Source organism: Aquirufa sp. (assembly GCF_044342065.1).
Taxonomy (GTDB): Bacteria; Bacteroidota; Bacteroidia; order Cytophagales; family Spirosomataceae; genus Aquirufa.
Genome location: NZ_JBIIQN010000002.1, coordinates 50,115 through 73,672 on the forward strand (window position 1 = coordinate 50,115; position 23,558 = coordinate 73,672).

General features: G+C 41.9%; 23 protein-coding genes. 13 read left to right on the forward strand and 10 right to left on the reverse strand.

Translation table 11 applies throughout. The annotated features are described in order from the left end of the window. Window positions 1–16 precede the first annotated feature (16 nt). The 3 genes from ACIQZ2_RS01150 to ACIQZ2_RS01160 are packed head-to-tail and all read right to left on the reverse strand — an operon-like array spanning window position 17 to window position 1,998. Window positions 17–850 carry a phosphatidate cytidylyltransferase gene (locus ACIQZ2_RS01150; protein ID WP_395766997.1) on the reverse strand — a complete coding sequence of 278 codons (834 nt, stop codon included), beginning with the start codon at window positions 848–850 and terminating at the stop codon, window positions 17–19. 2 nt (window positions 851–852) lie between these two features. Then, window positions 853–1,047, reverse strand: coding sequence for a hypothetical protein (locus ACIQZ2_RS01155; protein WP_395766998.1), 195 nt, complete (start codon window positions 1,045–1,047; stop codon window positions 853–855). Next, window positions 1,048–1,998 (reverse strand): lysostaphin resistance A-like protein, encoded by a 951-nt coding sequence (locus tag ACIQZ2_RS01160; RefSeq protein WP_395766999.1) that lies wholly within the window; start codon window positions 1,996–1,998, stop codon window positions 1,048–1,050. 33 nt (window positions 1,999–2,031) lie between these two features. Here ACIQZ2_RS01160 and dusB point away from each other — a divergent pair, with 33 nt between their 5' ends. The 3 genes from dusB (at window position 2,032) to ACIQZ2_RS01175 (ending at window position 5,229) form a co-directional block, all read left to right on the forward strand. Beyond that, window positions 2,032–3,009, forward strand: a complete 978-nt coding sequence (gene dusB, locus ACIQZ2_RS01165; RefSeq protein ID WP_395767000.1) for a tRNA dihydrouridine synthase DusB — start codon at window positions 2,032–2,034, stop codon at window positions 3,007–3,009. After that, the gene (locus ACIQZ2_RS01170; RefSeq protein ID WP_395767001.1) at window positions 3,002–3,883 is read left to right on the forward strand and encodes a DMT family transporter; all 882 of its coding nucleotides are present in this window, start codon (window positions 3,002–3,004) and stop codon (window positions 3,881–3,883) included. Before dusB ends, ACIQZ2_RS01170 begins: the two co-directional genes overlap by 8 nt. Window positions 3,884–3,960: 77 nt before the next feature. Then, window positions 3,961–5,229, forward strand: a complete 1,269-nt coding sequence (locus ACIQZ2_RS01175; RefSeq protein ID WP_395767002.1) for a DUF2851 family protein — start codon at window positions 3,961–3,963, stop codon at window positions 5,227–5,229. Here the strand turns inward: ACIQZ2_RS01175 and ACIQZ2_RS01180 are convergent. After that, window positions 5,216–6,958, reverse strand: a complete 1,743-nt coding sequence (locus tag ACIQZ2_RS01180) for a family 43 glycosylhydrolase (RefSeq protein ID WP_395767003.1) — start codon at window positions 6,956–6,958, stop codon at window positions 5,216–5,218. The two genes, ACIQZ2_RS01175 and ACIQZ2_RS01180, sit on opposite strands and share 14 nt — an antisense overlap. A gap of 39 nt (window positions 6,959–6,997) precedes the next feature. On the opposite strand from ACIQZ2_RS01180, the gene ACIQZ2_RS01185 reads away from it, so the two are divergent. From ACIQZ2_RS01185 to frr, 3 genes are read left to right on the forward strand one after another with little or no spacing between them, the layout of a single operon-like run. Beyond that, window positions 6,998–7,696 carry a fatty acid desaturase gene (locus ACIQZ2_RS01185; protein ID WP_395767004.1) on the forward strand — a complete coding sequence of 233 codons (699 nt, stop codon included), beginning with the start codon at window positions 6,998–7,000 and terminating at the stop codon, window positions 7,694–7,696. Between the two features lie 52 nt (window positions 7,697–7,748). Beyond that, window positions 7,749–8,459, forward strand: coding sequence for a UMP kinase (pyrH, locus tag ACIQZ2_RS01190; protein ID WP_395767005.1), 711 nt, complete (start codon window positions 7,749–7,751; stop codon window positions 8,457–8,459). 6 nt (window positions 8,460–8,465) lie between these two features. Next, window positions 8,466–9,026: a ribosome recycling factor gene (gene frr, locus ACIQZ2_RS01195; protein ID WP_395767006.1), complete on the forward strand. Its 561-nt coding sequence runs from the start codon at window positions 8,466–8,468 to the stop codon at window positions 9,024–9,026. A 38-nt stretch (window positions 9,027–9,064) separates the two neighbouring features. Here frr and ACIQZ2_RS01200 read toward each other — a convergent pair whose 3' ends face one another. After that, a complete protein-coding gene (locus ACIQZ2_RS01200; protein WP_395767007.1) occupies window positions 9,065–9,994 on the reverse strand; it encodes a patatin-like phospholipase family protein in 930 nt (309 codons plus the stop codon). A 100-nt stretch (window positions 9,995–10,094) separates the two neighbouring features. Here ACIQZ2_RS01200 and ACIQZ2_RS01205 point away from each other — a divergent pair, with 100 nt between their 5' ends. Beyond that, window positions 10,095–11,069 carry a polyprenyl synthetase family protein gene (locus tag ACIQZ2_RS01205; protein ID WP_395767008.1) on the forward strand — a complete coding sequence of 325 codons (975 nt, stop codon included), beginning with the start codon at window positions 10,095–10,097 and terminating at the stop codon, window positions 11,067–11,069. 80 nt (window positions 11,070–11,149) lie between these two features. Here the strand turns inward: ACIQZ2_RS01205 and ACIQZ2_RS01210 are convergent, their stop codons facing one another. Continuing rightward, entirely contained in the window at window positions 11,150–13,756 is a 2,607-nt protein-coding gene (locus tag ACIQZ2_RS01210; RefSeq protein ID WP_395767009.1) for a TonB-dependent receptor domain-containing protein, read from the reverse strand. A 99-nt stretch (window positions 13,757–13,855) separates the two neighbouring features. Between ACIQZ2_RS01210 and ACIQZ2_RS01215 the strand changes: the two genes are divergently transcribed. The 5 genes from ACIQZ2_RS01215 (at window position 13,856) to argH (ending at window position 18,643) form a co-directional block, all read left to right on the forward strand. Next, window positions 13,856–14,404 (forward strand): GNAT family N-acetyltransferase, encoded by a 549-nt coding sequence (locus ACIQZ2_RS01215; RefSeq protein ID WP_395767010.1) that lies wholly within the window; start codon window positions 13,856–13,858, stop codon window positions 14,402–14,404. A 74-nt stretch (window positions 14,405–14,478) separates the two neighbouring features. Continuing rightward, entirely contained in the window at window positions 14,479–15,453 is a 975-nt protein-coding gene (locus ACIQZ2_RS01220; RefSeq protein WP_395767011.1) for an N-acetylornithine carbamoyltransferase, read from the forward strand. Next, window positions 15,454–16,230: an acetylglutamate kinase gene (gene argB / locus ACIQZ2_RS01225; protein WP_395767012.1), complete on the forward strand. Its 777-nt coding sequence runs from the start codon at window positions 15,454–15,456 to the stop codon at window positions 16,228–16,230. After that, entirely contained in the window at window positions 16,231–17,295 is a 1,065-nt protein-coding gene (locus tag ACIQZ2_RS01230) for a M20/M25/M40 family metallo-hydrolase (RefSeq protein WP_395767013.1), read from the forward strand. A 7-nt stretch (window positions 17,296–17,302) separates the two neighbouring features. Further along, window positions 17,303–18,643, forward strand: coding sequence for an argininosuccinate lyase (gene argH, locus ACIQZ2_RS01235; RefSeq protein ID WP_395767014.1), 1,341 nt, complete (start codon window positions 17,303–17,305; stop codon window positions 18,641–18,643). On the opposite strand, the gene ACIQZ2_RS01240 is transcribed toward argH, so the two are convergent. Then, window positions 18,632–19,222, reverse strand: coding sequence for a riboflavin synthase (locus tag ACIQZ2_RS01240; protein WP_395767015.1), 591 nt, complete (start codon window positions 19,220–19,222; stop codon window positions 18,632–18,634). The two genes, argH and ACIQZ2_RS01240, sit on opposite strands and share 12 nt — an antisense overlap. Window positions 19,223–19,268: 46 nt before the next feature. Between ACIQZ2_RS01240 and ACIQZ2_RS01245 the strand changes: the two genes are divergently transcribed. After that, window positions 19,269–19,877: a DUF1684 domain-containing protein gene (locus ACIQZ2_RS01245; RefSeq protein ID WP_395767016.1), complete on the forward strand. Its 609-nt coding sequence runs from the start codon at window positions 19,269–19,271 to the stop codon at window positions 19,875–19,877. Here the strand turns inward: ACIQZ2_RS01245 and ACIQZ2_RS01250 are convergent. The 3 genes from ACIQZ2_RS01250 to ACIQZ2_RS01260 all read right to left on the reverse strand — a co-directional run bounded on the left by ACIQZ2_RS01250 (window position 19,874) and on the right by ACIQZ2_RS01260 (window position 23,453). Continuing rightward, complete coding sequence (locus ACIQZ2_RS01250) at window positions 19,874–20,599, reverse strand: head GIN domain-containing protein (protein ID WP_395767017.1); 726 nt, start codon at window positions 20,597–20,599, stop codon at window positions 19,874–19,876. The genes ACIQZ2_RS01245 and ACIQZ2_RS01250 overlap by 4 nt on opposite strands. 68 nt (window positions 20,600–20,667) lie before the next feature. Then, complete coding sequence (locus ACIQZ2_RS01255) at window positions 20,668–23,100, reverse strand: PspC domain-containing protein (protein WP_395767018.1); 2,433 nt, start codon at window positions 23,098–23,100, stop codon at window positions 20,668–20,670. Window positions 23,101–23,111: 11 nt separating this feature from the next. Then, complete coding sequence (locus ACIQZ2_RS01260) at window positions 23,112–23,453, reverse strand: PadR family transcriptional regulator (RefSeq protein ID WP_395767019.1); 342 nt, start codon at window positions 23,451–23,453, stop codon at window positions 23,112–23,114. Window positions 23,454–23,558 lie beyond the last annotated feature (105 nt).

Below are 23,558 nucleotides of genomic sequence, written 5' to 3' on the forward strand. Positions count from 1 at the left end.
ATTCGTTAACGCTGAGTTAGGGAAATAATTTCACAAAGGGAATAATAAAAGGTATCGAAAGCAATAAACCATCAAATCGATCCAGAAATCCACCATGCCCCGGAATCGTATCCGCAGAATCTTTGATGTTTATGCTCCGTTTAAATAAGGATTCTACCAAATCCCCATAGGTTCCCGCCACAACAATAATAACCCCAATCGCATACCACTGAAAGGCCGAATAATTGGTGTAATACTTCGATATAATCGTTGCAACAATCATCGCTGTCACCAATCCCCCGATACTCCCCTCCCATGATTTCTTCGGAGAAACACGCTCAAACAACTTCGTTTTACCAAATTTGGTCCCAGCGAAATAAGCCCCCGAATCACTTGACCATAACAAAAACAGACAGCCCAACACGATATTGGGGTCATAGGTGTCATTTTTGATAAAGGCTAAAACCGTGAATAAGGTAAAAGGTAAAGCCACGTAAATGATACCTAAGAAGGTATACGCAATGTTTTTGAAGGGCTTCTCGTCTTTTGATTTATATAATTTGATAAAAAAGATAAAGGTCAATAAGGGCGAAAGAATATAATAATACTGATACGCCAAATCCCCCTTTTCTATAAAAAAAGCTAATACATGCATCACAACTCCACAAAACGTCCCGTAAAAAGTCAAAGGCAAATTGTCGCTGATGCTTCCGACCAACTTATAAAATTCCAATTGAGCTAATACCCCAATCACCAAAAACAAAACCAAAAAAGTATAATCACTATACAATACACAAAACAGTAGGAACGGTACCGCAATAATAGCCGCAATAACACGCTGTTGTAAATTTGACAAATGACGTACTCCCATAGTTAATCTTTTAATAAGTTGAGCGCCTCCACCTCGTCATCTTGGTGCACATATAGCTCCCAATTCCCCAAATCATACGCACTTAATTTCTTATTCATTACCACCGCATGAATCTCCCCCTTCTCCCATAACAAGGCCTTCTGCATCTCTAAATCAATGCCTGTCCTAGATTGTCCAATCAATTTCCAGCCTTCCATTTATGATTCCGAACGATAAGTAAGCAATCTACGAATATAAAACGCAACTAATACCACAGATAATAAGGCAGACCACCAAGGAATCGAACTTACCAGCTTGGAGGGATCAATCGAAATGTTTTTTTGTTGGTACAAATAATGCATCAACAAGGTCCACGCATTGTTAAAAAAGTGTGCGGCAATAGGCACCCAAATACTCCTAAACCAAACATATAAATACCCAAAAAACGCGCCCAAGAACATCCGAGGGAAAAAGCCGTAAAACTGAAAATGGATAAAACTGAAAATAGCCGCTGCAAGCCAAATAGCCACATGCTTATTTCCAATGTAGCGTTCAAACATCGTTTGCAGTACCCCTCTAAAGAAGATTTCCTCCCCCAATGCCGCCATGCCCGCAATCACCAGCACTGCCAAAGCAAAATCCGTTTGCGAATGAAAATTCAATAAAAACTTCGTCAATTCCTCTAACGCTTTTTCAGAGCTTTGCATCGCTTGTTCCAAATCCTCAAAGCCCGCCGGCAACTTTATATGCTGATTCCATTCAATCAAATATTCCATCGCAGGCATTGATACCAATACCGTTAAAATCGCCCAAGAAAAAACAGTAAATCCTGGAGCCTCAGAACCATTTAAATCAAAAATGGAGCGCTTTTCAATGAACCTTAAATAAGCCCAAGAAGCTAATACAAAAGTGAATAGCGCTGAAAACCACTGCAATGCCATCAAGGCATGGAAGCCTCCCTCATACTTCTGAGGATGTGCCATAAAATCCATGATTTGATTCTGAAATGTGACAATATTTTGTGTCGGAAATTCCATCAAGGCAACCACAGCAAGCAATCCAAAAAATTGACCAAAAAAGCTGCCAACCAAGAAAAATCCGAATAGACTTAAGAGGTTTGAACTTAAGCCCAACCAACGAGTTGGCCCTTGATAATAGTTTTCTTCCATAATGCTCGTAAATTTACAGAATTTTTAATGAGAATGGTAAAAATAGGAAACATCGAGTTAGGGGACTTCCCTTTGTTATTAGCACCCATGGAGGATGTGTCTGATCCACCCTTTCGTGCGGTTTGTAAAGCGAATGGTGCTGACTTGATGTATACCGAATTTATTTCTTCCGAAGGCCTCATTCGAGATGCTGCCAAAAGCGTTCAAAAATTGGATATATTCGAATATGAACGCCCAATTGGGATCCAACTTTTTGGTAGTTCCATCGAAACCATGGCCTCTTGTACCGAGATTGCCACCAAAGCCGGACCCGATTTAATTGACATCAATTACGGTTGTCCTGTTAAACAAGTCGCTTGCAAAGGCGCTGGAGCAGCCCTATTGCAAGATATTCCCAAAATGGTGGCCATGACGCAAGCCGTAGTAAAAGCCACGCATTTGCCTGTCACCGTCAAAACCCGCCTCGGCTGGGACGACTCCACAAAAAATATCGAAGATGTCGCAGAACGTCTTCAAGACATCGGAATTCAAGCCTTAACCATTCATGGACGTACCCGCGTGCAAATGTACAAAGGCGAGGCTGATTGGCGTTTGATTTCCAAAGTGAAAGAAAATCCGCGAATCAAAATTCCGATTTTTGGTAATGGAGATATCGATTCTCCCCACAAAGCATTGGAATACCGCGATAGATATGGCGTTGACGGGATTATGATCGGTCGGGCATCCATCGGATATCCCTGGATTTTTAACGAAATCAAGCATTTCTTGGCCACCGGAAATCTACTAGAACCTCCTACCCTCGAAGAACGGATTGCCGTATGTGAATCCCATTTAGACTTTTCGATTCGTTGGAAAGGTAATCACGGAGGGATCGTCGAAATGCGCCGCCACTATTCAAATTATTTCCGCGGCATGGACCATTTTAAACCATTCCGCACCAAACTCGTTACCAGTTATTCACTTGATGAAATCAAGGAAACCCTTCAAGAAATTACCCATCACTATGCCTGAGAATAAAAAACCGAGTCTCATCATCTTTTTAGCTATTCTTGGACTCGCAGTGATTTGGGGAAGTTCTTTCATCCTGGTCAAAAAAAGTTTAGCCCATTATTCAGCCCTTCAAGTAGGCGCTCTGCGCATCTGTTCCGCCAGCCTATTTTTCATCCCCATTTTTTTGAAACGTTTCAAACACATGGAGAAAAAATATACCTTATCTTTTCTCTCAGCTGGTCTAACTGGAAATCTAATCCCAGCAATCTTATTTGCCATTGCAGGCCAGCACCTTTCCAGCGCACTTTCTGGTATGCTTAATGCCTTCACCCCTCTTTTCACGCTCATCATCGGTATAGTATTCTTTGCCCAACCCTTTTTATGGAAACAAATGACGGGTATTTTAGTAGGGCTTTTGGGCTGTCTCGGTCTACTTTTTGCTGGCCAAGGCTTTAACATTGATTTCAACGTACATGCCCTTTGGGTAGTTTTAGCCACGCTATTGTATGGTATCAACATGCACATCGTAAAAACGAGACTGAGCGCATTACATCCCTTGACTTCTACAGCGGGCATCTTCATGATGATCGGCCCACTGGCACTGGGATTATTGTATTCAACAGGATTTTTCGAAATACCCTTGGATAATGAACATTTATGGGCATTCATTTCAGCGATGGCCTTGGGACTTTTCGGTTCGGCAATCGGTATGCTTGCCTTCAATCAAATCATCAAGTGGACCTCGGCAATTATAGCTAGCTCAGTAACTTACATGATTCCGATCGTAGCATTGGGGTGGGGATTTGCCGACGGTGAAGCGATTTATTTCTCGCAGGTCATCTTCATGTTTGTCCTGTTAGCGGGTATCTACTTGGTGAATAAATCAAAAGCTTGATAATTTTCTGATTACCCTCCGTTTACCAAATAACTTTTAATTAAGCAATCTACCTTCATTCATCAAATCACCCCACGATGAATGAACTCACGATGGCCCTTATTTGGAAAAATAGACGCCTAAAACAAGCGATAAAATTAAGCAACGGCGAATCCTTACACATCATTTCTCCTGGTATTGAAAATATCCATGCAGGGGCAGATTTCCAACAAGCCCGGCTGCGAATCGATGAACTGGAATGGATTGGTGCGGTAGAATTACACGTAAAATCTTCCGACTGGTTATTGCATCGACACGATACCGATAGCAGTTACGAAAATGTCATCCTGCATGTTGTATGGGAAAATGATTTAGCGATTCCCTACCAGGAGGGCTCGCCCATTCCTACGCTCTGCCTCGCTAATTGGGTAGATATGAACGAATTGAAGCCTTCATTATCAGACCAACATGCTTTGGCCTGCCACCCCTTTTTCGAGCAGGTTCCTATAGAATCCAAATCACACATGCTACAAAAAATGAGCATAGAACGACTGGAACAGAAAAGTCGTGCTATTCAACAAATCGTAGTTGATAAAAACTTCGACTGGGAAGAGGCTTTTTACATTTCACTCGCCAAAAGTTTTGGTTTTTCATTGAACGCTGAACCCATGCTGCGCTTGGCCAACAGCCTTCCGCTGAAATTAATCTTACTCTACCGTGACCGCCCATTAGGAATCGAAGCGGCCTTGTTTGGGATTGCAGGTTTGTTAGAAGACCCCATACTAGATGATTACCAATACGAGCTAAGGCGCGAATTCATTCACCTCAAAAAGAAACACCGCTGGGAAGAAAGTCACCTCAAAAAATCAGATTGGAAAATGTTGCGCCTCCGCCCTGCCAACTTCCCGCAAATCCGTATAGCGCAATTCGCGGAAATCATTCGTGCGAATTGTGCACTCATATCACTGCTACTGGAAATGCAGGAACTGAAGACCCTACGCCAATTATTTGAAATTCCTTTGGAAGGCTATTGGGCAAATCATACGCAATTTGGCAAAATAAGCGCACCCCATCATACGCAACTCGGTGCAAGCGCTTTTCAATCAATATGCATCAATACGCTCATCCCCATGCTCATGTGCTATGCGAAAGCACGAAATCAGCCACAATATGAAGAAAAAGCATGCAGGTGGTTACGTGAATTAAAAAGTGAAAACAACCACATCACCCGCATCTTTAGTGCCTATAATTTACCCTTAAAACATGCCGGAGATTCTCAAGCCTGTATTCATTGGTATCGAAATTATTGCCAACAAAAAAAATGTTTGCAATGTGCTGTCGGGCAATCCATACTTACTCCGACTTGATTACGGGACCTCGCACACCTATCCCATTTTCATTGAACGCTTCAATTTGAAAATAATAAGTCCGATCCTTGTCCATGGATTTGAAATAATATTCATTCGCACCAAATACCTGTACCGACGTATATAATTTATCCGGCGAAATACCCGAATAAACGACATAACCCGTGGCATTAGACAAATGCCCCCATTTCAACCAAGCACTTCGCTTGTCATGATCCCCACGTAAGACAAGTAAATCTTTCACAGTCGCTGGTTTTTCACCATGCCCTAAGCCAAAAACACGCAAACCACTGATGGCAAATTTCCCGGCAGCCATGTGTTTATTGGTCAATCGAATGAATCTCGCTTCAATCGGTTTAGCTAATTCCACATAATCGTGCGGGACATCGGTTTTGTTTTTTGATTTATCGACCGCGACCATCCAGCGTTTCCCATCGAGGCTATACTCAATGACGTATTGATGATAAATCCCATTCATTTTTCCTAAGAAACTGGAATCCACATCTTGATCAGCATAGTTGACCTGTATCGCCCGCACCGTTGACACCTCCCCTAAATCCGATTCAATAAACTCACCCGGATTAGCCGTTTTCGCCGACCAATACGTCTTCATTTGTTCATCCACCGCATAATTTGCCCCGTATCCCGTCAAGCTCGAAGAAACACGAACCGGTTTGTTGTAGTTCAAAAGCATCCAACCGGTGAATAAATCACGTGGATTTTCAGTGCGTTTAATGGGTATACGATGCGGATAATCACCATAAGCTGTATTCGTATACAAAATTCCATCCGCGTCAAAAGCCGTAGGCCATAAACCCAAACGACGTTCAAAACTATTTTTCACCGCAAGGGTAATCGTAGAGATGTGCCACCAATTTCCGAATTGGCCCTCGAACGTAGCCCCATGCCCAGCACCTCGGGTAAAACCGCCCGGCTTAAACGAAAATGGATTATGTGCTTGATAAGTAAATGGCCCGAAAGGCTTGTCGGCCGTATAAACGCCATCCCCATAGGATGAGAATTCCGTACCCGGCGCTCCGTATTGTAGGTAATATTTGCCTTTGTATTTATTCATCCAAGCACCCTCCATAAATGGTTTCAAGAACGTGTTATCTTGATACTCGCCAAATCGCTCCCAACCATGTAAGTCATCATGTAAGCGGATCAACTCATGCCGCTCGCCAATGGGCTGAAGTGTTTTTCGGTCAATTTCTTGCCCGTACATCGGATAAAAATTACTCGAACCATGGTATAAATAAACGCGTTTATCATCGTCTTCAAAGAAAGCAGGATCCCATGCCCCAGCTGTAAAGGCATGAACTGCCTCTTTCCAAGTATCCGTTTGAGGCTGCTGGCTATACCATAACGTAAAATTTTTTTCATAGGTAGAGCCGATGACCAACAAACTATCACCCAAAACCAAAGTCGCAGGCGCACACAGCTCATCGTAAACTTTGTGATAGGGTTGTAAAAATTTTCGCGAGATAAATTTCCAATCTACTAAGTCGTCACTCACCCAATAGCCCCACTGGTTGGTTGAAAATAAATAATATTGATTCTTAAAATAGGCAATCACAGGATCCGCAGTAGCACGATGCCGTCCTTGTTCAGAAAAATTCGGAATGGGCGTAAAACCATAATCCAAGTTCATGGGATTGCAATAGGTTTTTTGTCCCAAACTCAGGAATGAAATTCCACAAAGGAATATTACGGCTAAAACATTTTTCATAGGTAATTAGTATTAATTTTGACCAACAGTCAAAAACACGTGAACAAAGTAAACAATTTTGTAGGATTATTTTGGGCTTTTGCCATCCTGACTCTTTGGATAGCGCATTTAAGCTATGTTTTAATTAATCCCTTGGACTTTCAGTCGCCCTGGACTTATGTACATGTTTTGATTCAAACCCATTTGTACACGGGTTTATTTATTACATCACATGATGCGATTCATGGCGTGGTTTCACCGGGTAATTCGAAGTTAAATCATGGAATTGGATGGGTTTGCGCGACACTCTTCGCCTTTAATAATTATGCCGTTTTAAGGAAAAAACATCATTGGCATCATGACCATGTAAACACGGAAAAAGATCCCGACGTACATCAAGGCAACTTTTTTATTTGGTGGTTTAAATTCATGTGGCAATATGTGACTTGGCAACAAGTTCTGGCCATGGCAGTCACCTACAATGTGTTGAAGCTATGGCTACCTATGGAAAACTTGATTGTTTATTGGGAAGTTCCAGCCATCATGAGCACCTTACAATTATTCTATTTCGGGACCTATCTACCACACCGAGGTGAGCATGATCCGACAAATAAAACGCAATCAAGAAGCCAAAAGCGGAACCACATTTGGGCCTTTATTTCCTGCTACTTTTTCGGTTATCATTATGAGCATCATGCACATCCCTATTTAGCTTGGTGGAAATTGCCTGAAGCCAAAGATTATGTGCCCGAAAGGTGAACAAGAAGCCGATTAATTTTCTAAATTTGCAGCGCATAAATCTCAACAACACATGAAAGACACCAAATACAAACGTATCCTTTTAAAACTTTCAGGTGAGGCATTGTCGACCAGAGACGAGGTTATTGACCCCGTCATTTTAGGCCAATATGCTGCCGAAATCAAAAAAGTACATGATTTAGGTGTTGAAGTTGCCATTGTAATCGGCGGGGGAAATATCTTCCGTGGCGCCAGTGCTGCGAAAGCAGGCATCGATCGCGTTCAAGGAGATTACATGGGTATGTTGGCTACGGTTATTAATGGCATGGCGGTTCAAGCTGCGCTTGAAAAACAAGGCTTGTATACACGCATGATGACTGCATTAAAAGTGGAAGCGGTATGCGAACCCTTTATCCGTCGCAGAGCGATTCGTCACTTGGAAAAAGGACGTATCGTAATTTTTGGCGCAGGTACGGGTAACCCCTATTTTACCACCGATTCAACCGCCTCTTTACGTGCCATTGAAGTAGAAGCAGATGTAGTTTTGAAAGGAACTCGGGTTGATGGTGTTTACACGGCTGACCCAGAAAAAGATCCTACTGCTACTCGGTTTACGCACTTAAGCTTTTCGGATGCGATACAAAAAGGCTTAAAAATTATGGATACCACGGCTTTTACCTTATGCCAAGAAAATAAATTACCGATTATCGTTTTTGATATGAACAAGGAAGGCAATTTGGCAGATCTTGTTTCGGGAGAAGATGTAGGAACATTAATTAGCTAATACCCAATGGAAGAAATTGAATTTTATATCGATGCGACCCAAGAAACCATGGAGGGCGCCATCAAACACTTAAACATTGAATTATCAAAGATTCGCGCTGGTAAAGCAAGTACATCCATGTTGGATGGTTTGATGATTGATTATTACGGCATGGCTACCCCAATCTCAAGCGCAGCGTCCATTACAACCCCCGATGCGCGTACGATTGCTATCAAACCTTTTGAAAAAGGAATTTTTGGCGAAATTGAGAAAGCGATTCGCAATTCAAACTTGGGCTTAAATCCTATGAATGATGGCGAGTTGATTCGATTAGCCATTCCCCCATTAACAGAAGAGCGTCGTCGTGATTTGGTAAAACGTGTGAAGCAGGAAATTGAAGTCGCCAAAATCAATATTCGCAATGCCCGTCAAGACGGAAATAACAGCATCAAAAAACTAAAAGGCGACGGTGTTTCGGAAGATGAAATCAAAACAGCTGAAGATAAAATCCAAAAGCTGACCGATAACTTTATCGCTAAAATTGATCAGATTTTTACCGAAAAGGAAAAAGATATCATGGTGGTTTAATCACCTATTTGAAGGCCTGGTGGAAACACCAGGCTTTTTTATTTAATGTTGGCAAGCCCAACTTCATACCCTACCTCCAACATCCTTCGAATATCCAATTTGGTAAAATGCTGTATATCGATGGTAATGGGTTGTAATGGCCGAATAGACTCAATGTCAACCCGGTGAAAACCTTGATAAGGCCCATCCATTACTACCGTGCCATCCGCAGGTAGCGAATTATTTATTAAAAAAGTTTCTCGCAAATCCGCATTTAAAATCTCATTAACAGCAATATCCATCACGCGATCAACGAGGGCCAACAAATCCCCTGAATCAAAATACCCACCTTCGATAGCTTCAGGATGACAACTCACACAAACGATGTGCTTACCTCCATCATCTAAGGCTTTTCTTACCGGCGTCACATCGCGCAAGCCACCATCCAAATAACTGCGACGCTCGTCCCCGCCTATTTTCACAACCGGCATCAGAATAGGAACCGCTGAAGAGGCCAACAAATAATCCATGAAATTCGACACACTCGGATCCACGTAGTGAATGCGCCCTTCCATGATGTTAACAGCTCCAATCTGTAAACTCACAGGACTCGCTTGTAAGTTCCGAATCGATAAGACATCTTGAATAAGTTCACGCAAAGGTTCCATGGAAACCAACCCACGAAAATTTTTAGTTAATGCCGTCCATCCGAGCTCAAAAATGGATAAAGGCCTAGATAAACATTCCGGGTTTGTAATACGCGTTTCCCAAAAATCCCACAAATCATTGGCAGCCTGTTGGAAAGAAATCGTTTGTCCGACCAACTGCTGTTGGCCGAGCGCGTTAACTAAAAATGCGGCATTTAAACTTCCGGCAGAAATACCGTAAATAACATCAGGTTGGAAACCTTTTTCGGCTAATGCCTTGATGACACCGGCTTGAAATGCCCCTTTGACAGAGCCTCCAGCTAAGACCAACATGTTACTCATAAATTTCGCATTATTTAATTTGGAGGACTAAATTATCCCAAAATGTGATTAAATTTACACAATTTACAAATGTGCAGAACACGCACACAAACTTAATTCTATGTCCATTTCGCTTTCATCTATTCAGGCGCCCATTGCGGAACCCATGAAAGCATTTGAAGGGAAATTCAGGCAGTTCATGAAAACCAAAGTCATGCTGCTGGACACAATCATGAATTACATTGTCCAGCGTAAGGGCAAGCAAATGCGTCCCATGTTTGTTTTCTTGACAGCGGGCTGTGTAGGTGAAATTACCGAAAAAACATACCGCGGTGCGGCGCTAATTGAATTACTCCATACCGCTACCTTAGTCCATGACGATGTGGTAGATGAATCCGATTACCGAAGAGGCTTTTTCTCCATCAATGCCATATGGAAAAATAAAATTGCCGTGCTTGTAGGGGATTACCTCTTATCCAAAGGCCTGTTACTTTCCGTCGACCATAAAGATTTCGATTTATTAACCTCTGTATCCACGGCGGTGCGCGAAATGGCGGAGGGCGAATTACTTCAGATAGAAAAAGCTAGAAAACTGGATATCACAGAAGATGTGTATTTTGATATTATCCGCAAAAAAACAGCAACCTTAATTGCCGCTTGTTGTGCTGTAGGCGTTCAATCAACGGACGCCGATTCAAAATACATTGAAATGGCACATCAATTTGGGGAGAAAGTGGGCATTGCCTTTCAAATTAAAGATGATTTATTTGACTACGGAGATGCTGAAATAGGGAAACCCTTAGGAATAGATATCAAAGAGAAGAAAATGACTTTGCCCTTAATCTATGCCCTACAAAATACAACGAGATCATTGAGAAAACAGATGATTAAAACCATCAAAAATGATTCAGACAACCCAGTCAAGGTTAGAGAAGTTATCCAATTTGTAAAGTCAACAGGTGGTATTTCCTATGCAACTCAACGCATGCAAGAATTTGCCCAAGAAGCCCGTAACATACTACTGCAATTTCCCGAATCAACGTATCGAGATTCTCTAGGAGATTTACTATCCTACACCATCGAAAGACAGAAATAAATAAAAAATTTATTTGCTCAAAAATAAAAAAGGAGACCACAATCGGGTCTCCTTTTTTGATTAATCTATTTAGAAATAGCTTAGCGCGGGCCTCCGAAGCCTCCGCCTCCGCCACCCATACGCATGCCTGGCATACCCATCGGTGCAGGAGATGCTGGAGCGGCATCGCCACCTCCATCGCTTTTTGTATCGTCGTTATTCACCGACTTCTTCTTCTTCGTTGGGCCGAAGCTCATCTTTCCAATTCGGTATGTGAAATTAATTTTAAAGTTCATGTTGCGTAACGTATTCTTCGACTGCTGATCGATCGTAGGCGTCTTGGTTTCGCTACGAATGACAAAACCATTCGGTGTGAAGAAATTCTCCGCGCCAAAACCTAAACTTCCTTTTTTGTTTTTAAAGTCTTTTCTAAAGCCTAAGCTGTAAATTCCAAAACCTCCTTGTGATCCTTGCAACTGAATTTGATTCACACGGTAGAAAGAGAAGATTTGTGCCGCCCAACCATTACCGATGGTATAGTTACCAAAAACACGGAAATTTGATTGCAATCCTTCGTTACGTGCCGACAACATTTTATCGGAAACATTATTAGCCAATACCATGTAGGATAGATCTCCTCCTCCACCTAACATCAATTTATTAGACAAATTGATGTTTAAGTTAATATTCATTCCATACGCATCCTCGCTACCAATGTTCATGGCCGTAGTTTTCAAGGTATCTCCAAAAACTTGGCGAATATTGCTAATCGCTCCCGTCGTATTACGCATGAAGAATGACGTAGAAATATACGTTTGCTTGATGAATTTACTATAGGAAACTTCGTAGTTATTCGTAAACTCAGGCTCCAAGTTTGGGTTTCCTTGGGAAATATTCAATGGATTAGTCGCATTGATGTTTGGATTCAAATTTTGAATACCTGGTCGCTGAAGACGGCGGTTATAACTAAATCTCCACGTGCCCGACTTGAATGACTTGGACATGTTGAAACTTGGAACTAATACGCCATAAGGAGGAATGACCGTATTTTGACCTTCATTTTTCAAGAAGCTCGCCGTAATATCCGTTTGCTCGAAACGAGCTCCTGCCTTGATGCTCCATTTATTTTTGGTCGTCAAAGTATAAGAAGAATATACAGACCAGATACTTTGGTTATAATCAAATACGTTACTTGGAAGAATCAAGTTATTGACAGGCGTGTAAATGCCCTTCTTATCTCCTTCAAAGGAAGCATAATCCGAAGTCACATCACGCGAGATGGCCTTTGCGCCAAATTCAATCATCGACATCTTGTTAATTGGCGTTTGGTAATCCATCTGAATTGTCGCCTCTTGATTATACGAATCATTCACGTTTTTAAATGAGCTCATGATTTCACTCATGGTTGAAGTTGTATTCAAAATCAAATTGTAAAAATCATTTGTCCGGTTGTTTCGACTAAACATCGTCAAGACAGAAAATTCTTTTTGAGCTTTCGCAAAAGTCTTTGTGTAATCAATGTTTATATCAACGTTGGCTGATTCATCCAAGGCATTGGTATTACGTAAACTAAACAACTTGTCGTTACGAATTTGCGATAAGCCATCTTGCCAGTTGGTTCCATTACGCAAACCAAAACGCACACTTGATGTTACAGAATTATACTTGTTGATGTCCCAATCAAAACCCAACTGGTAATTGCCGAAAATACCTTCACGGCGTGTTTCGGCTGTTTGAATATTGGTATTACGAATTCCACCTGCTGCCTCGGTGATTTGTGTACTTTCAAACTTTCCGTTTACATTGTATTCCGAACGTCCGAAACCTCCCAAAGAAAGACCCCAGTTTTTATTTCTAAAGTTTCCGTTCAATGATAAATTGGACCCTCGTAAACCTACGCTTGAATCTAAATTCAAGGTTAGGCCTTGTAAGGTATTTTTCTTTGTTACAATGTTAATGATACCTGCAGAACCTTCCGCATCATAGCGTGCAGATGGCGAGGTAATTACTTCCACCGTCTTAATCATGTCGGCAGGAATTTGTCTTAAAGCATCTGAAAGACTAGATGCCATAATGGTAGACGGCTTGTTGTTAATTAACACCTTCACATTAGTCGAACCGCGCAAAGATGGATTACCATCTAAATCCACAGATAACATAGGTACTTTTTTCAATACATCCGTTGCATCACCACCGCGATTTGTCGCATCTTTTTCTGCGTTATACACCGTACGGTCTACGCGTTCTTCAATCAGCGCGCGCTGACCCTCAACAGTTACCTCAGCCAACATCTTCGCGCTTGAAGGTAATTTAATCACACCTAAATCTTGATCATCATTCTTAGAGTTCACCGAAACAAATAAAGTTTTGCTTTCGTAACCAATAAATGAAATCACAATTTTATAATCACCTTGTGCAACTTTGTTTAAAACAAACTTTCCAACCAAATCCGCAGATGCGCCATCAACTGGACGATTAGTTGCTTTGTTAATTAAGGCTACCGAAGCGAATTCAACCGGTTTTGTGTCTGTAGAATCCAGGACATAACCGATAATCTTAGCTGACCCCTTGGGAGTTGCTTGTGCAGTTCCTGGAATAACTACTTCTTTCTTAGGCGCTGCACCGAAACCGCCCATTCCACCAGGAATCTGCGAAACTGCAGAAAAGGACAAGAGCATCAATGCCAATAGCGTGATATTTTTTTTCATTGTTTGTAGTTTAAAATCGTATTTTACAATTGCAAAATTCGTACATTAATAATTAAGGCCTTTTTTTTTGCGACCAAAAAGGATAATTTGTTGCCCAATATGATAATTCAAGTTCAAAGCCCAAGATTAACCTTAATCCCGCTTACAAATCAACACTTGCAAGTCTGGAAAAAATCAGGGCGCAAAGATTTGGAAATAATGCTGGAACTAAAACATAACCATTGGAAACTAGGATTGTTTTATGAACAAGAAATGCTTCAAGCATTGCATGATTACTGGATTCCTCAAACCGCTAAATTTCCATTGGACTACTATTGGTACACAAATTGGGAAATCATTCTCAATTCTGCGTCCTGCTCTGTAGGGGGAATTGGCTTTGCAGGACTTCCTGACAATAACGGAAAAACAGAACTAGGCTATGCCATCGATCAGAAATTTGAAGGTCAAGGAATAGCAACAGAAGCAGTAGGAGCAATAATTGATTGGGCCTTCCAAGATGAAGGTTTAAAAATCATCCAAGCCGAAACACCCACAGACAACGTATCATCGCAACGGGTATTGATAAAAAATCAATTCAACTATACGGGGGAGAAAAAACTGGAGCTCGAAACACCTATGCAAGTTTTAACCTGGGAACGACTTCGATAAATTTCATTTATCTCGTAAAAATGGTAATTTTACCGAATTGCCAATGTTATAAGGTCTAAAAGCCACCCATTTATATGCAGCATTTTACTTCCGTTAAAGACGCCTACAACATCGACAAACTCGTTAGTGAGGCCTTGTTGATGAAAAAAATGCCTTATGCAGATAAGCATTTGGGGAAGAACAAAACCATGGGGCTTTTATTCTTTAACTCCAGTTTACGTACGCGTTTATCTACGCAAAAAGCTGCCCAAAACCTCGGAATGGAAGTTATGGTCATGAATGTGGGTACAGACGGCTGGCAATTGGAGATGAATGAAGGTGTCATCATGAACGGCGATAAGGCAGAACATGTCATGGAAGCTGCGGCGGTGATTGGCCAATATTGCGATATCGTAGGCGTTCGGAGTTTTCCGGGCTTAGTCGATCGTGAATTAGATTATTCAGAATTGGTTTTAAATCAATTTATCAAGTATACAGGAAAACCTATTATAAGTTTGGAATCGTCGACAAGACATCCGTTGCAATCACTCACGGACTTAATTACGATTACCGAAACCAAACAAGTAGACCGGCCGAAAGTGGTTTTAACATGGGCCCCACATGTCAAAGCATTGCCACAATGCGTGCCTAATTCATTTGCAGAATGGATGAACAACGCCAATGTTGATTTTACCATCGCGCATCCGAAGGGCTATGAATTAGCCCCTCAATTTGCTGGAAATGCAAAGATCTGCTACGATCCACAAGAAGCGTTTGTGGGTGCTGATTACATCTACGCAAAAAACTGGTCTTCCTATTCTGACTACGGAAAAATCCTTTCCTCTGATCCTGCCTGGACAGTCTCAAAAGCAAAGATGGATTTAACCAACAATGCTAAATTCATGCATTGCCTACCGGTTCGTCGGAATGTGGTTGTGGATGATGCGGTGATTGATTCGGAGAATTCGATCGTAATCCAACAAGCCGGAAATCGGCTTTGGGCGGCACAAGCGGTAATTAAAGAAATTCTATTAACCCAAATGCGGGTCGAAAGTCCTTATTTATTTTAGATGAAGGAGCCCTTACATATTGTCAAGATTGGCGGAAACATCATCGATGCCTCTGAGGCATTAGCTTCCTTTTTAGCCAATTTTGCTTCAATTAAAGGGCATACAGTACTCGTCCATGGTGGTGGAAAAATCGCTACATCCTTGGCAGCAGATTTGGGAATTCAAAGTCAAATGATCGACGGTCGGCGCGTCACAGATGCCGAAAGCTTACGCATTGTAACCATGGTGTATGCCGGCTGGATCAATAAATCCATCGTAGCTTCTTTGCAAGCGCTCCAGTGCAACGCAATCGGATTAGCTGGTCCAGATGGCGGATTTGTCATTTCGAAAAAAAGAAATCCAGTGCCTATTGATTATGGGTTTGTAGGAGATATTGAACATGTCAATGCATCGGATTTAGCTGGTTTGATCAACACTGGATTAAGTCCCGTTTTTGCACCGATCACAGCCGATGTTTCAGGTCAATTATTAAATACCAATGCAGATACAATGGCACAAGCTTTGGCCATTGCCTTGGGCGCACATTTCGATGTAACGCTTACGTATTGCTTTGAAAAGCAAGGTGTTTTAAGGGATCCCTCGGACGACACTTCGGTGATTTCGCAGATTAATCAGGCAAATTTTACGCAATTAAAGGCAGATGGTATCGTATCAGCAGGTATGATTCCCAAACTCGAAAATGCATTAAAAGCCATTGACAAAGGGGTTCAAACCGTACGTCTTTGCCACGCAGATTTTGTTTCACAGCCCCTCAAAGGCACGTTAATTCAAGCCTAGATGTATACGGAAGAACAATTTCTTGATGCTCAAAACCTGTTGGCCCAGCTTCTCGCCTGCCCTTCTTTCAGTCGGGAAGAACAAGGAACGGCTGCCATTATTCAGGAATTTTTAGCTGCCAGAAATATTTCATTTCATACGTTAGGCCATAATGTGTGGGCGAAGAACTTGTTATTCGACGCAGCCAAGCCTACCATTTTGTTAAATTCCCATCACGATACCGTGAAGCCGAATGCCTCTTGGTCCTACGAACCCTTTGCGGCGACCATCCAAGATGGGAAAATGTTCGGGCTCGGAAGTAATGATGCAGGAGCTAGTTTAGTGTGCTTAATCAGTGTTTTTTGTGCATTTTTCGACCGAGAGCTGCCATTTAACCTGGTGTTAGCGGCGACAGCTGAGGAAGAAATTTCAGGTAAAGGGGGAATTGAATCCGTGTTAGGCTCAGCCGATTTTCCGGTGATTTCGTGGGCGATTGTGGGGGAACCGACGGATTGCCAACTGGCCATTGCGGAAAAAGGATTGATGGTGATAGATGCAGAGGTAAAAGGTCTCGCGGGTCATGCCGCTAGAAACGAGGGAGTAAATGCGATATACCTCGCATTAGAAGATATTAGCAAAATTAAGGCATTTGAATTTCCAGAGGTCTCAAAGGTACTCGGACCTGTAAAATGCACTGTTTCGGTGATTAATGCGGGAAAACAGCATAATGTGGTACCAGACGTATGTCACTATACGATAGACTGTCGGGTCAATGAATGTTATTCGCTCGAGCAGGTACTCGAGATTTTGCGTGGCTTGGTACAAGCGGAATTAACGCCGCGGAGTACCCGGTTACAATCGAGTAAAATTCCGGATGGACATCCGGTGCTTGCTGCGGCCACTGCATTGGGCTTGAAGACCTTTGGATCACCTACCCTATCTGATCAAGCATTAATGCAATTCCCATCGGTGAAAATTGGTCCGGGGCATTCAGGCAGAAGCCATACGGCAGATGAATTTATATATTTGGAAGAACTGAAACAGGGTATTCAAACCTATCAGAACATAGTATCACAATTAATCTAATACGATCGTGGCAAAACTTTGGCAAAAAGACAATCAAAAAACAGACGCAATCATTGAGCAATTCACGATTGGGAATGACCCTGTTTACGATTTGCAGCTGGCGCGCTACGATGTTATGGGTTCGCTTGCGCACATAACCATGCTCGAGCATGTGGGCCTATTGCCTTCCGCAGAATTAGAGCCACTTTGTGTGGAATTAAAAAATATTCTAAACACGATCGAGGATGGAACCTTCGTCATCGAAGACAGCATGGAAGATGTCCATTCCCAAATCGAATATTTACTGACTCAAAAACTCGGCGATTTAGGAAAGAAAATTCACGCGGGCCGTTCTCGGAACGACCAGGTTTTAGTGGATTTGAAATTATTCATGCGCGCTGAAATCATGGAAATCGCTGACGCGGTGGAAGATTTATTTAATCTTTTAGTGACCAAAAGCGAGGCACATAAAAACGATTTATTGCCCGGTTATACGCATTTACAAATCGCCATGCCCTCTTCGTTTGGATTGTGGTTCGGCGCATACGCAGAGTGTTTAGTCGAAGACGCAGAATTGTTGGAGGCCGCATTTCGGTTGGCCAATAAAAATCCATTAGGTTCAGGCGCCGGTTATGGCTCTTCGTTTCCACTAGACCGGAAATTAACGACCGTATTATTGGGCTTTGAGGCGCCACATGTGAATGTGGTCAATGCCCAAATGTCGCGTGGCAAAACGGAATTTTATGTACTCAACGCCATCAGCCAAATCGCGACGACGCTTAGTCGGCTTGCCATGGACGTCTGCTTATATAATTCGCAAAACTTTGGCTTTATTGAATTACCAAGTTCTTTGACAACGGGAAGTTCGATTATGCCGCACAAAAAGAATCCGGATGTCGCTGAATTGCTACGTGGTAAAGCGAATAAATTAAAAGCTGCTCCAAACCAATTGCAATTGCTGATGAGCAATTTACCATCGGGGTATCACCGGGAATTCCAGTTGACCAAAGAAATCTTAATGCCAGCGATTGACGAAATCAAAGATTGCTTGGAAATCACGCATTACATGGTCACGCACATGAACGTGAAAGCTGATCTATTGAAAGATTCAACATACGATTTACTGTTCTCGGTAGAAGAGGTGAATAAATTAGTCGTTGCTGGAATGCCTTTCCGGGAAGCTTATGTGCAAGTAGGCAAAATGATTGAAGCGGGTGAATTCAAGGGCAGCAGTCGTGAAATCAATCACACGCATTTAGGGAGTATTGGAAATTTAGGTTTGGCGGAAATTCAAGCTCAAAAAGACTTGGTTTGGAGTCGTTTTGGCTTCGAAAAAGTGGAAGATGCAATTGACGATTTATTGAGCTAATTGCTGCGCCAATAATTTCTGCATATACTTTCCTAGAATATCGAATTCTAAATTCACCCGATCACCTACCTGCATTTGATGGAAAATGGTATGTTCATACGTGTAGGGAATAATCGCCACGGAGAAGGTATTCAAGCCAGATTCAACCACCGTCAATGATGTCCCATTGACACAAATCGAGCCTTTTTCAACCGTCACATGGCCTGCAGGATATTGAAAATGGTATTCCCATGATCCATCATGCGTTTTTATGGACGTACAGACTCCAGTCAAATCCACATGTCCTTGCACGATATGTCCGTCAAAGCGACCGTTTGCCGGCATGCAGCGTTCTAGATTTACCTTTTGGCCAAGGGCCAAATCTCCCAAATTCGTTTTTTGAAGGGTTTCTTGAATCGCGGTTACGCGGTATTGGGGTGATTTAATTTCGACCACGGTGAGGCAAATGCCGTTGTGGGCCACCGACTGGTCTACTTTCAGTTCATCTGTAAAAGGAGAAGAAAACCAAAAATCAACATTCGTTCCTTGCGCGTGTTTGCTTTCCAAAACGCCCATCGATTCCACAATACCTGTAAACATGTAATTTATTTTATATTTTTACGAACCCAAATTTACAAGCATTCCTATGAAATTCAATCGCTGGTTTCTGATTCTCTTTGTTATTGTAGCTACACTGATTTATTTCAGTCTTCCCAAACAAACTAAAATACCGGCAAAAACGACCGAGGATTCATTAAAAACCGTTGAAAGTCGACTGACAAAAGACGAAAAACTCAAGACGGATGAGGAATCCCCGATTACCGACCGAGCAAATTTTAAAGGCTTATCCTATTTTCCTTATTCACCCAATTGGGTTATTCCATTTGAAGTCGAGCGAAATGAGAAGGTAGAACGCGTAGGTTTGCAAATGACCGATGGAACGAGTGATACGCTTTTGGTATTTGGTAAAGCACATGGTGAGATAGCAGGCGTGCATGTTGATTTAATCTTGTACCAACATGATACGGGCGATTTTTTTATTCCCTTTAAAGACAAAACCGCCCCCACAGAAACCTATGGAGGCGGTCGGTATTTGGAGTTACCCCTAACTAATTTAAAAGACAATCAATTAATTCTTGATTTCAATCAGGCTTATTTCCCATTCTGTGCCTACAATAAGAGCTTTGCTTGCCCTATTCCACCCAAGGAAAATCAGCTGACTATTCGAATACCCGCTGGAGAAAAAAATCCCTAATCCACTCTACGAACGGTAGAAGCACCACTTAAATCCTTGGAAATATTCAATGGATTTCCTCGGTAGGTAATTTTCGAAGCACCAGAAGCTTCAACGCGCAAGGACTTTTGGACATTCAATTCCACATGGCTAGCACCGCTTGCATCCACATCCACATCGCGTGCTACCATTTCATTTAAATCAATGTGACTTGCACCAGATAAATCGATGGATAATTTTAACACCTGGCCTTTCATTTCAATTTTTGATGCGCCTGATAAATCAAGTGTTAGCTTGTCGGCAACAAGCTTGGTTGTACTCATTTTTGCTGCGCCACTGCAATGCAAAGTCATTTCCTCTTCATCTGTAAATCCTTCCAACGTAACTTTTGAGGCACCATTAAATTCTGCATCGCGCAAACGTGGCATGGTGATATTTAAGATAACTTTATTTTTTTCATTACTCCATGTTATCCAATTTGACCATTTCATTTCATCAATGGTAACTTCTAATTTGGATCCTACAACTTCCACCTCTACATCTTCTAGTCGTGATGACGGCCCTGTGGCCGAAATGGAATAGGTATTTCCTTTAAATATATGTACTTCAAATTCATTTCCTATTTCAAGGGAATTGAAATTACCAACTTTATATTTTTTAGTGGTTAGGTCGGCAGAGGCCGAAGTTTGTATTGAGATTCCTAGGAAAAGAAAACAGACAAAGGTGGTTACGATATTTTTCATACGATTGATTAATTGATAATGCGAACAAGATGCAAGTCTTATGAAAAGCGTTGCATGTACTGAACATTTCATTTTTTATTTAATGAAACTTGAAGTTTTGAATTTGGCAAATAGGTTAAATTTGCGCGTTCCCCCTTTTTCCCTTTCAACGTTTTTATGACATTCAATTCCATTTTTGCTTGATTTGCAACTGAAATACGCGCGTCATCTGTTTTCCAATTCGTAGCTAATAACTCAGACGAATCCATGGCTGCAGCAGCTAACACCTTCGAATTACCGGTTAAAGTCAAACTATGAAAATCATGTAAAATGACATCCAGTGAAGGTAGATCAAACCCTTTAATTTCAGTTCGGCCATTTCCCGCTAAATCAACTTTGCTTACGTTGGGGCATTCAATGGTCACCGTCATTCCATCTGGGATATCATTTAATACCAAAGCCCCATTGCTTACGGACGTTAATCGGCCAAAATCGGCCGTTGCCTCTGCCGACTGGTAGGAAACCTTATATTCTTTTCCTTTCACAATGGTGATGGCAGCGGTTCCGCAGCGCTTTAGTTCGACTAAACTAAACGGCTCAACCGTTTTTGAAATCGAAAAATTCCCAGTTGGAGCTGATGGTGTCTCATCAACATCGGCAGAATCATCATTTGAACCGTCAATTGATTCTTCTGCTTGCTTCAGATTACGATTTAGGCAAATCAAGCCTTTGTCCATGGAGAATGTCCAGGTAGAACCAACAAACAAATCGCCCTCATCCTCATTAAAATAACCCACATCCAACATATTCTCTATGAACTGTCCAAATTCACGTGTCATCCCAAACGTTACACCGTATGGAATCAAGACCTTCACACGCATGCGTTGATTGCGAAATTTTACATTTTTCAGTCCAAAATGGCTATCCAGTACGACCTTTTTGCCTTGAATAGCATAGGCATATTTAATCGCGCGCGCATTGGTTTCTGCTTCTGCCCGTGTGCGGCCATTGGATTTAGCAAATTGAATAATTTGGATCGTTTTCCCGTCATAGCCCTCCAGCGTAATTTGAGCACGTGAAAATCCACCTCGATTGAAATCATGTTCTTCATCTTCGTCCAACAATTCATCCGTGATGATGTTATTCCCAAGAAGCTTTTCCCACATATGCTCATTTGATTCCCGTTTCACATCGAACACGTAGGCCGAATCTGCGGTAATTTCCTTCGTTTGATTCAGGGTTGCGGTCCGCTGGAAGTTGCGACCGACTAAACTAATCGCAGAAAATAAACCGATCCAACCAAAAATAGCAATGGTCGTCGATGTATAGGAGTATATTTTATTGGTCAATTTACGATTCATCAATAAGGACAATCCGCCAATACCAATGCCAATAATCATGGGAACCACTGCCGCGTATACCGCCCAAATTGCCCAGGCTGGTAAGTCTTGCGCTAATAAATAAAAAGGAATTCCAGTTTCTCCGAAATTAAGACCAACTAAACCATGATCCATACCTGAAATCCCAGACGTCGTAGCTACGACCAATGCCACGGCAAAGGCGATCGAAATGATGAGTAACAAAATACCTACTAGGTATTGCACAAACCATTTAATCCCCATCAAAACGGGCTTAAATGCCGTAAAAATAGTGGCCAAGGTACGGAAGGGGAAAAGTAATGCACGCGTTAAGGGCTTTTCCTCAGCAGAACCGGGTTGAAAAGTTTCCTTGATATTTTTTTCAATATTCTCCAGGGTAATAGGTTCCCCCGTCATCGCCATTTTATCGGTCACTGATTTTGCCTTCGGCGTGATAGCCATAATGATGATGTAGGCAACAGCTCCCGAGCCAAAAAAGAACAAAGAGATCACCGCTAATACACGTAATAAACCTACATCCCAGCCGGTATATGCGGAGATTCCGGCCATGACACCACCAACTACTTCATTCTCCGGATCGCGGTAAAACTTGCGGTATGATTTGTTGGTTTCAGGCGTATACTCACCCGGAATGGCGATCCAGCAAGCTATATATACCCAGAAAACTAGATTTGCTGCATGCAATATTGGAAATAGACCGAATAGGCCAACGATCAAAATCAATCGAACCCAGATGGGATCAATTTCAAAATAATTTGCAATGCCGGATGCGACCCCGCCAATTTGTGTATTGGTCAAATCGCGGCGGAAAACTTTTTTCGCTCCCGACTCAGCTGAACTGGTATGCGTTTGCTCTTGTGTTCCTTCTTCTGATTCAATTTCTTTGAAATCAGCTACGGTTCCCAGCGAGGCAATTAACGCATCTACGTGTGCTTGGGTGATTGCCTCTGTTTTTTCGGTCTCGCGGATGTTCCAAAATTTTTCTGCAATACGCGCTTCGATATCATCTACGATATCTTTGGCACCTTCGAAATTTTTAAAATAGGCATGGATGGATTTTAAATACGCATCCAATGTTGCGAAAGCATCTTCTTCGATGTGAAATACAATGCCTGCTATATTAATTGATAACGTCTTTTTCATGTCTGAAAATTTTAAACTTGAGGAGTTTGTGGGTGAATAATTTGGGAAACAGAGGCATGCAAATCATCCCAAGTCCCATGAAGCTCAGCTAAAAAGGTAACACCCTTTTCAGTCAAAACGTAATACTTACGTGGCGGACCTGAAACAGACTCCACCCATTTGTAGTCGAGAAATCCCGCATTTTTTAGTCGGGTGAGCAAAGGATACAAGGTCCCTTCCACCACCATAATTTGAGCAGATGTCAATTCAGTTAGCATCGTAGACGCGTAAACCTCACCCCTCGAAATAATTTGCAGAATACAGAATTCTAAGATCCCTTTCCGCATCTGCACCTTGGTATTTTCAATATCCATCGGTTTATTTTTTATTTATTTGATAGGACAAATGTATAAAAGGTACTATGTAATACAAAGTACCTTAGAAAAATATTTTTTGATTTATGGATAAACGGTGAGTAA